We start from the raw sequence: 9,896 nt of genomic DNA, 5'->3' as shown, positions 1-9,896 counted from the left end.
GGAGATCACTCCTCCGCAACCGACACCTGTCACCGCACGGCTCAGCCCACGACCCTGCCCAGCTCGATCCGGTCGATGTTCGGTGCCCAGGCGCTCGCGTTGCCGAACGTCACCTTGTTGGCCCCCTTCTTCAGATCGACCGGGATGCCGACGGTCCAGTAGTCGTCGAAGCTCCAGGTGTTCTTGAAGGTGGCCTTCACCGGCGCCGCGGTTCCGACCGTGATGTCCGCCGTACGGGACATGATGTCCGTGTTGTAGGCGTGGCCGTTGTCCCTGCGGTCGTTGTGCGCGTAGTGAACGACCAGCACATGGCGGCCGGACCGGGGCGCGTTCACCGTGAACTCGGCGGTGCTGGAGGGGCTGTTGCCCAGCCAGCCGAGGTAGGAGCCGGCGGACGCGTGCGGGGAGTCGACGAGCTTGGCGCCGCCCGCGAGCGCGGCCGACGCGCCCTCGTAGGAGAGGGTGCCGGAGGCCGAGCCGTCGCCGGAGACGTCGAGGGAGCGCACGGCGGCGTGGCCCGACGTCATCGCGATCCGGTTGTTGCCCGCGACCAGGTAGAGCCGCAGCGGTCGGCCGGGCGCGGCCGTGACCGTCTCCCCGTGCAGCGCGAGCTTCACCGCCGCCGAGGCCCGCGGCACCACCGTGTAGTAGCCGTCACGCGGGGCGTAGACGTCGAACACCGCCTTGTCGCCCGAGCGCAGCACCAGGGCGCCCGTGCCCACCCCGGCCGAGGACGAGTAGTCGTACGACGGCCTGCCGCTGATGTCCGCCAGGGTGGCCTCGTACGACGCGGAGGCCGCGCCCGTCCGCGTGGTCAGGTCGATCCGGTCGAGCGTGACCTCGGCGTCGCCCTTGGACAAGGTCAACTGGTGTGTCCCGGCCTTGAGTTGGACGCTGACGTCCTTCTTGGCGCGGTACGTCCAGTTCTCGGTGGAGGGGTAGCCGACCGTCACCGGGTCGCCGCCGTCGACCGACAGTTTCTGCGTGGCGGGGCCGCCGGACTGGTTGCCGTACAGGATCGCGAGGTCGTACGTGCCGTCCTTCGGCACGGTCACCGTGAAGGCGACCTTGCTGCCGGGCTGGTTGAGGGAGCCGACGTCCTTGGTGCCGGAGGCCGCGTAGCCGTTGGCGTTCTGCACGGTGCCCTGCGTGTACACCTTGCCGTCGGTGATGGCCGCCTCCTCGGCCTCGTACGACGCCGACCACGGGACGGACGCGGCGGACGGGGTGCCCGAGCCGCCGGGGGTGAGGACGATCCGGTACGCCGACATCTTGTGCAGTCCGCGCAGCGGGACGGTCACCGAACCGTCGTCCGCCACCTTCACCTCGGTGCGCGCCAGGACCTGGGGAGCCGCGTGCTGCCCCTCGTAACCGGACCAGGCCGCCTCGGCGACCGTCGCGGTGACCGTACGGCCGAACACCGACCGCGGGACGTTCTGCACGACCACGTCCGAGTCGCCGGCGGAGCCGCCGAGCAGCACCTGCGCCTGGCGGCGGGAGGCGTCGAGGGAGGCGAGGCCCTGGAGCGTGTCGATGGTGTTGGGCTGCGGCGGCGTCACCTTCACGGTGTTCCCGGTCATGCCCGCGTACCAGCGGAACAGCCACCAGCCGCCGTTGGGTATGTTCGAGCGCACCACATGGCCGCTGAGATTGCCGGCGGCATCCCAGTAGGCCATGTTGGCGAACACCTTGTTGCGCTCGAACATGGACACCCACTGCACGAGCTGCCCGGGCACGGACAGGTCGCGGCGGTTGGCGTACTCATCGATGTTGATCTTCAGCGGGGCGATGCCCGCCGCGCGCTCCAGCGCGCGGTATTCGTCGTAGTGCGCCTGGAAGTCGCGCAGCGAACCGGAGCCGAGCTCGTGCCAGGTCATCACCTGGGGCAGCACGTTCTCCCGCTTGGCGAAGGCGAGGAAGTCCTTCAACAGGCGTGTGTGGTAGGCCGCTTCATTGGGTCCGGCGATCCGCGCGTCCGGGTCGATCGCGCGGATCCGCTGGTACACCGTCTTCCAGTCCTTGAAGAACCGGTCACGGTTCTTCTCGTACTGCGCCTGGTCCTGGACGTCGAGCTTGTACCAGATCTGGTCGGGCTCGTTGAACGGGATGTAGACGAAGCGCTCGCTGTTCGGGTCGGCCGAGACCTCCTTGGCGATCTTGTCGACCTTCGGTAGGTAGTCGTCGATGCCGAGGTCCTCGTACGGCCACTTGGCGTAGATGTCCTGCATCATCACGTTGACTTCGCCGCCGCCGTTGCGGAAGAACGACTTCGAGACGGTGAGCGCGTCGCCGTTGGGGTGCTGGGCGCCGCCCTCCGGCTTCTGCGAGACGCTGGTGATCTTCAGGGGCGCCATCGCGGCGTCGCTGGGCACCCCGTCGTCGCTGAGCCCGTACAGCGAGCCGTTGGCGCCCAGCATCACCGGGCCCTCGGATGCCTTGAGGTCGACGGTGAGGCGCTGTGGGTCGGCCGCGGCGGCGGGACCGGCCGCGGGGAGGGTGCCTGCCATGGCGGCTGCTCCAAGTAGTGCTGTGATCAGGGCGGTTCTGGTGCGGGATCTGGTGCGGGCGGGGGTGCTCACGCTGCTGGACCTCCGGTCACTTGACGGCTCCACTGGTGATTCCGGACACGATCTTTCGCTGGCCGACGAGGAACACGGCGACCATGGGCAGACTCATCACCACGACGTACGCGAAGACGAGATGCCAGTTGTTGAGATAGAGCTGGGCGCTGGCGACCTGGTAGAGGTTGAGCGGCAGGGTCGCCCTCTCTCCGCCGCCGAGGACGAAGAACGCGTAGAAGACGTCGCTCCAGGCGTAGAGCATCACCATGATCGTCGCGGTAGCGATCACGGGCCGGAGCAGCGGAAGCACGATCCGCCAGAAGATCCGGGACGGCGTCGCCCCGTCCATCCGGGCCGCCTCCTCCAGCTCCATGGGGATGGCGCGGATGAAGCCCGTCATGAAGAAGATCGACGTCGACAGATACATGCCGGTGTAGACGGCGATCATTCCGGGGCGGGTGTTGGCCAGCCCCATCTGCCGCAGCTCCATCACGATGGTGATGACGGCGGGCGGCAGCAGCAGTCCGCTGATGCACAGCGCGTAGGCCGCCGAGACCAGCTTCGACTTGCGGCGGGCGAAGACCCAGGCGGCGCCGGCACCCAGGATCAGCACCAGGACCACCGAAGGCACCACGACCAGCAGCGAGTTGAGGAAGCCGCGCAGCATCTCGCCCTCGCTGACGGCGTCCGCGTAGTTGCTCGCGGGCTGCCAGTGCCCGGGCAGGTCCAGATTCGGCTCGATCGCCTCGGCCTGTGGCTTGGCCGAGGTGACGGCGACCAGCCACAGCGGCACACCGACGGCCAGCGCGGCGAGCAGGACGACGAGGGACGGGCGGCCGTACCGCCATACCGCGGTCACAGCATCTGCTCCCTTCGCCGGAGCCCGACGACCAGCGGAATCGCCACGGCGACCACCACCAGGAACAGGACGAGGCTCATCGCGGAGGCCTGGGCGTACAGGCCCTGTCCGAAGATCCGGAACATGTAGATGTTGAAGACCTCCGTGGAGGCCGCGGGGCCGCCGCCGGTCGTGGCCTGCACGATGTCGAAGGTGTTCATCGAACCGATCAGCGCCGTGGTGACGTTGAAGGTGACGGCCGGCGCCAGCATGGGCCAGCGCACCGACCAGAAGGTCCGCCAGGGCCCCGCCCCGTCGCACTTCGCGGCCTCCAGCATCTCGCCGGGGATGCCCTTGAGCCCGGCCAGATAGATCAGCATCGACAGGCCCATCCACTTCCAGCCGTGGATGAGGGTGACGATCACCAGCGTCCAGGTCGTCGAGCCCAGCCACGGAATGTCCGTGCCCAGAGCGGAGTTGACGGCCCCGTCCTGGTCGAGCAGCGCCTGGAAGACATAGCCGGTCGCGAGGGCCGAGATCAGCACCGGCAGGAAGAAGACGGCACGGAAGAACCGGTTGAAGCGGCTGTCGTCCTCCAGCAGCAGCGCCAGCACGAGCCCGAAGCCGTTCTGGAACAGCGCCGCCAGCAGCGCGTACACCAGGGTCGTGCGGATCGCACGCAGCAGCGAGCCGTCCTCGGCGATGGTCTTGAAGTTGTCCAGGCCCGTGAAGGCGATGTCCGCGTGGTACGAGGACCAGTTGGTGAACGGGTAGTAGAAGTTGAGCAGGTTCGGCACCAGGAAGAAGCCCGCGAAGACGACGATCGCGGGCAGCGCGAACCACCAGGGGTGGTGCACGGCCGCGCGTGGCAGCCGCCCCACCTTCTTCGGCGCGCCCCTGACCGGCGCGGGCTTGGTACGTACGACCGTGTCCGCCATGGTCAGAACCCGGGGGCGCCCTGGGCCTTGGCCACCTGCGCGAACTGGTCCTGGATCGCCTGTGCGACCTGCTGCGGGCTCTTCTTGCCGAAGATCATGTCGGCCAGATAGAGGTGGGTGTCCGGGGCGACGATCGCCTTGGCCTGGAAGACGCCGATGGCCTTCGGCAGGGCGGCCACCTGGGCCTTGGACGTCTCGGGCAGTCCGCCGGGGGTGGGCACGGACGGCTGCACGGACGGGATCTTCATCGCCTTGATGTAGTCCGGGTAGTCCGGCCCCAGCCAGAAGGCGAGGAACTGCCGGGCCGCGTTCTGCCGCTTGTCGTCACCGGTCTTGAAGGCGACGACACCGTTGGTCTGGTCGGGGGAGTACAGGCCGGTGGCCGAGGAGTTGGCGACCGGGAACCAGCCGATCTTCTTGTCGATCTCGGCGGTGGAGTACTTGGCCTGCAACTGGCTCTGGAAGGACGTGACGTTGAGGACCATGCCGGCCTCGCCCTTCCACAGGGCGTCGGCCTGCCCGGTGAACGTGCCCGTCCGGTAGTTCTTCTGGGCGAGCCCGGCGTCGAGCAGCTTCTCCTTGTACTTCTTGATCGCGCCGACGACGACCGGGTCGGTCCACTTCTTCTTGCCCGTGTTCAGATCGGCCCACCACTGCTGGTCGAGGTCGGTGAGCTGGACCTGCATCTGCCACTGCAGCGGCCACTTGTCGCCGCCGGCCTCGTAGAAGGCGGCCGCGTCGGACTGGTCGACGACTTTGCGGCCGAGGGCGAGCAACTCGTCGTAGGACTTGGGGAAGTCCTTCTCGCTCAGCCCGGCCTTCCGGAAGACGTCCTTGTTGTAGTAGACGCCGAGCATGGCGGGGCTGGTGACGATCGCCGCGTACCGCTTGCCGTCGATCATGCCGAGCGACTTCTCGGTCCCGCCGAGCTTGGCCTCCCACGGCTCCCCGTCCAGGGTCAGGAGGTTCTGCTTAGGCTGGACGAACGGCAGGGTGGAGATCGACGGCTGCCAGAACATCAGGTCGGGGCGGTCGCCGGACGCCAGCTTCGTCGGCACGTTCTGCTCGTAGAGGTCCGGGATCGCCTGGGTGTCGACGGTGGCGCCGGTGGCCTTCTCGAAGGCGTCGATGACCTGCTTGGGCGCGTTGACCGTGTTCTGCGCGGTCCACATGGTCAGCTTCACGCCGTCGAGGCGGGCGTTCGGATCGACCGCCGACCGCTTGGCGTCCGAACCGTCCGAACCGGACTCCCCGGCGGTCGGGTCACTGCACGCGGTGGCGGCCAGACCGACGGCGCATATCAGTGCCAGGGCGGGGAGAGCTCTTCTCTTCATCTCGTGCCTTTCCGGAGCAGGCGGTGCGGTTCAGGAAGCGGGACTCACAACTGCTGGGCGGATGAGCGGTGTTCAGTGACCGGCGGGCGGTGGCCCCGAGCTCTCCCGCACCACCAGCTCGGGTACGGACACCGGATGCGGGGCGACCTGCGCCGACTCCTCCAGCACCCCGTGCAGCAGGGCGAACGCGGCCCGCCCGAGACCGGTGAAGTCCAGGCGTACGGTCGTCAGGGACGGTGTGAGGAAGGCGGAGTGCGGGGCGTCGTCGAAACCGGCCACGCTGACCTCGCCCGGCACCGAGCGGCCGGTCTCGTGCAGGGCGCGGAGCACGCCGAGCGCGAGGTCGTCGTTGCCGCACAGGATCGCGGTGACGGACGGATCGCCCGCCAGCTTCAGCCCGGCCGCATGGCCGCCCGCCGGTCCCCAACTGCTCTGTACGGGGCGGGGTTCCGGGGCGCCGGCCTCCTTCAGCGCCTGCCGCCAGCCGCTGGTGCGGGCGCTGGTGCGGCGGGTGCTGGACGGGATGGCGACGTAGTGCACGGTCTCGTGGCCCAGGGAGAGCAGATGCCGGGTCGCCTGGTAGGCGGCCTCGCGGTCGTCGGTCCAGACCCATGGGCGGTCGCCGCCGGGCGGGCTCGCGGGGGTCTCGACCACGCCGACGACCGGCAGTGCCGCGGGCACGGCTCCCAGCGCCCGGACACCGGCCGGATCGTAGGCGATCACGATGAGCCCGCCGCCCGCGTCCGCCGCGCGCTGCACCTCCGCGGCGACGGCCGCGTCGTCGGCGGACTCCAGGACCCCGATCCCGACCGCGTACGACGCGGCGCGGGCGGCCTCCTCGATGCCCTGGAGGATCGAGGCGTAGCCGTAGTGGGTGGTGTTCGCGGTGAGCACGGTCACGGCCCGGCTGCGGCCGCTGGCCAGGGCGAGGGCGGTCGCGTTGCGGCGGAAGCCCAGTTCGTCGATGGCGGCGAGCACTCGCTCCCGGGTGGACGGCCGGACGCTCGGATGGCCGTTGATCACCCGCGAGACCGTCTGGTAGGAGACCCCCGCCGCGGTCGCGACGTCCCTGATGCTCGCCGGGCGCCTTGTGTGACCGGTCACATTCATGCGAGGATTGTGACCGGTCACACTTGGGTCGTCAAGAGACCGTAACGAGGGATTCACGCGGACCGCCGCTCCCGGAGAACGGGGCGGGGTCAGGAGGGGGAGCACCTTGACCGGCACGGCGGATGCGGCGCACATGGCCTCCAACCAGCGTCAGGACGAGTTCACTTGGGGACATGAGGCTCTTCGGGCACGGTTCGCCGTCGCCGCCGACGGGACTCTGCGGCTGGCCGGGCTGGTGGGGCCCGACGACGACGGCTCCGCCGCCCCTGACTCGGCGCTCCCGCTCGTCGAGCTCACCGCCCTCGGCCACGGCAGCGGCTGGTCAGGCCCGCGTTTCACGGGCACGGCCTTCGGCGCACGGCTCGCCTACCGGGCCCACCGCACGGGCAGACGCGACGGCTGGGACTGGCTGACCGTCGAACTCCACGATCCGAGCACCGGCCTGACGGCGTTCGCCGAGCTGACGTCACCCACCGGCCTGCCCGTCCTGCGCTCCCGCGTCCGGCTGCGCAACGAGGGCCGGGAGCCCCTGGTCGTCCAGTCCGTCAGCAGCCTGCTGATCGGCGGCCTGCCCTCCCCGGACGCCCTGGACGTCCACCGCGCCCGCAACGACTGGCTCGCCGAGTGCCGTTGGTACGCCGAGCCGCTGCGCGCCGGCGTCGCCGACATCAACATGGACGTCCACGAGCACGACAGTCGGGCCGCCCTCGCCCTCACCGGGCGCGGTAGCTGGCCCACCGACGGTCATCTGGCCATGGGGGCGCTGACCGAGCGGGACGGCGGCCGGGCCTGGGTGTGGCAGGTGGAGTCCCCGGCCGGCTGGCGCTGGGACGTCGGCCAACTCGCACACGGCACGTACCTGGCGCTGAACGGCCCCACCGACGCGGAACACCAGTGGCGGGTCCGGCTCGAACAGGGCGAGGAGTTCACCACCGTGTCCGGGGCCCTCGCGCTCGGCTCCGACCTCGACGGCGCGATGGGCGCCCTGACCTCCTACCGCCGGGCGATCCGCCGCCCCCACCCGGACCACACCGCCCTCCCCGTCGTCTTCAACGACTACATGAACACCCTCATGGGCGACCCGACCACGGCCAAACTGCTGCCGCTGATCGACGCCGCCGCCGACGCCGGCGCGGAGTACTTCTGCATCGACTCGGGCTGGTACGACGACGACACCCGCGGCTGGTGGGACAGCGTCGGCGCCTGGCAGCCCTCGCCGCGCCGCTTCCCCGACGGCGGCATCCAGGCGGTCCTGGACCGGATCCGGGAGCGCGGCATGGTGCCCGGGCTGTGGCTGGAGCCGGAGGTCGTCGGCGTTCGCAGCCCGGTCGCGGCCGAGCTGCCCGCCGAGGCGTTCTTCCAGCGAGACGGCGTGCGCCTGGCCGAACAGGGCCGCCACCAGCTCGACCTGCGGCACCCGGCCGCCAGCGCCCACCTCGACAAGACGGTCGACCGGATCGTCGGCGACTGGGGCGTGGGCTATCTCAAGCTGGACTACAACATCGTGGTCGACCCGGGCACCCAGGCCCGCGGCGACCTCGCACCGGGAGCGGGGCTGCTCGGCCACGCCCAGGCCTACCTGGACTGGCTCTCCGGCGTACTGGATCGGCACCCCGGCCTCGTCGTCGAGAACTGTGCCTCGGGCGGTATGCGCATGGACGGGGCCACCCTGGCCGTCGCCCAGCTCCAGTCCACCAGCGACCAGCAGGACCCGCTGCGCTACGCGCCCATCGCCGCCGCCGCGCCGACCGCGGTCCCGCCCGAGCAGGGCGCCGTCTGGGCCTACCCGCAGCCCACATTCGACGACGACCTGATCTCCTGGACCCTGGGCGGGGCCCTGCTCGGCCGCATCCACCTCTCGGGCCACCTGAACCACATGTCGGAACACCAACTGGCCCTCGTACGGGACGCGGTCACGGTCTACAAGTCGATCCGCGGCGACCTCGCACAGGCCCTGCCCTTCTGGCCGCTCGGCCTGCCCGGCTGGACGGACGAGTGGCTGGCCCTGGGCCTCAGGGTCCCCGGCGACCGCACGGCCTACGTCTCGGTCTGGCGCCGCGGTGGACCGTCCGAACTCCACGTCCCCCTCCGGCACCTGGCGGACCGGACCGTCCGCGCGGACGTCCTTCACCCGTCCTCCCCCGATGCGGGCCGGGTTACCTGGAACGGGGACGGACTGACGGTGTCGGTACCGCGCACGCCCGGGGCATTGCTGATCCGGCTCACGCAGGACGGCTAGTACTCCAGCAGCGGATCGTGTCCTGAGCTGGTGGTCGGCGGTCCGCCTGCTGGCCCGGGCGGCAGGCAAGAACGGCTGGCCTCCGTCTCCGGGGTGGTCAGCAGCTCGGCAACGGGCCACCAGCGGTACTCGCGGATGGTGTCGGGCTGTGTGGCCCGGGCCGGGGCGACAAGGGCCGGGGCGACCCGGATGAGGAAGTACTTCTCGAGCCGGCGGACTTCGTGCCCGGCGTCGCCCAGAAGCCGCCGTTCTCGTCGTACCGCAGTAGCAGGACGCGGTCCTGGCTGCGGGCGCTCCGTGGGTTGTTCAGGGTGAGGGAGCAGGTTTCTGAACAACCAGGCGGGCGCTGGAATCGGTGCAGCGGGGCACTGGTCGGCCGGCTCGGATCCGAGCACACCAGGGTGTCTGGGCGCCGGCGCAGGAACTCCCCGCCGTACCGTTTCCGACCGACCGAAGGACGATGACGTGAACCGTAACCGTATGGGCCGACCGGCGGACGCCACCCTGGTACCCGACGCCGGTATGCGCCGGCGGGCCGTGACGACTGCCCTGACGCTGACCATGGCCGGCACACTCGGGTTCGGCCTGATGACGCCGGTGGCGTCTGCCGCCAACGGGCCCTGCTACGACGGGCGGTGCAAGATCACCGTGTCGGCGCCCAAGACCATCAAGGTCGACCGCCGCAAGTTCGGGTTCGGGAAGCTGAAGATCACGAGCATCAGCTCCCGGTCCGTGAAGATGTCGGCCGCCGACGGAAGCCTCAGCGGCAGCACCAGCCCGGGCGGCACCGTCAAGTTCAACAACCTGAAGATCTGGGTGAAGTCGGTCTCCGGCAACAAGGCCAAGCTCCAACTGTTCCCTACGCGCTACTGAGCC

At 70.0% G+C, this 9,896-nt stretch carries 7 protein-coding genes; 2 read left to right on the top strand and 5 right to left on the bottom strand.

Features of this window, described 5'->3' with window-relative positions; translation table 11 throughout:
• Positions 1 to 41 precede the first annotated feature (41 nt).
• The 5 genes from ACFTZL_RS34125 to ACFTZL_RS34105 form a co-directional block, all read right to left on the bottom strand.
• Positions 42 to 2,507: a CBM35 domain-containing protein gene (locus ACFTZL_RS34125; protein ID WP_382590919.1), complete on the bottom strand. Its 2,466-nt coding sequence runs from the start codon at positions 2,505 to 2,507 to the stop codon at positions 42 to 44.
• Between the two features lie 88 nt (positions 2,508 to 2,595).
• On the bottom strand, positions 2,596 to 3,420 hold the full coding sequence (locus tag ACFTZL_RS34120) for a carbohydrate ABC transporter permease (protein ID WP_382590916.1): 825 nt from the start codon (positions 3,418 to 3,420) through the stop codon (positions 2,596 to 2,598).
• Positions 3,417 to 4,337 carry a carbohydrate ABC transporter permease gene (locus ACFTZL_RS34115; protein WP_382590914.1) on the bottom strand — a complete coding sequence of 307 codons (921 nt, stop codon included), beginning with the start codon at positions 4,335 to 4,337 and terminating at the stop codon, positions 3,417 to 3,419. Before ACFTZL_RS34115 ends, ACFTZL_RS34120 begins: the two co-directional genes overlap by 4 nt.
• A 2-nt stretch (positions 4,338 to 4,339) precedes the next feature.
• On the bottom strand, positions 4,340 to 5,671 hold the full coding sequence (locus ACFTZL_RS34110; RefSeq protein ID WP_382590911.1) for an ABC transporter substrate-binding protein: 1,332 nt from the start codon (positions 5,669 to 5,671) through the stop codon (positions 4,340 to 4,342).
• Between the two features lie 72 nt (positions 5,672 to 5,743).
• Complete coding sequence (locus ACFTZL_RS34105) at positions 5,744 to 6,781, bottom strand: LacI family DNA-binding transcriptional regulator (protein WP_382590908.1); 1,038 nt, start codon at positions 6,779 to 6,781, stop codon at positions 5,744 to 5,746.
• A 133-nt stretch (positions 6,782 to 6,914) separates the two neighbouring features.
• Between ACFTZL_RS34105 and ACFTZL_RS34100 the strand changes: the two genes are divergently transcribed.
• Positions 6,915 to 9,020 carry an alpha-galactosidase gene (locus ACFTZL_RS34100; protein WP_382590922.1) on the top strand — a complete coding sequence of 702 codons (2,106 nt, stop codon included), beginning with the start codon at positions 6,915 to 6,917 and terminating at the stop codon, positions 9,018 to 9,020.
• A gap of 465 nt (positions 9,021 to 9,485) precedes the next feature.
• A complete protein-coding gene (locus ACFTZL_RS34095; RefSeq protein ID WP_382590905.1) occupies positions 9,486 to 9,893 on the top strand; it encodes a hypothetical protein in 408 nt (135 codons plus the stop codon).
• Positions 9,894 to 9,896: the final 3 nt, after the last annotated feature.

The organism is Streptomyces sp. NPDC056948 (assembly GCF_042674225.1).
Taxonomy (GTDB): Bacteria; Actinomycetota; Actinomycetes; order Streptomycetales; family Streptomycetaceae; genus Streptomyces; species Streptomyces purpurascens.
Note: the sequence above shows the minus strand (reverse complement) of the source record. Positions and strands in the feature narration are given on the sequence as shown.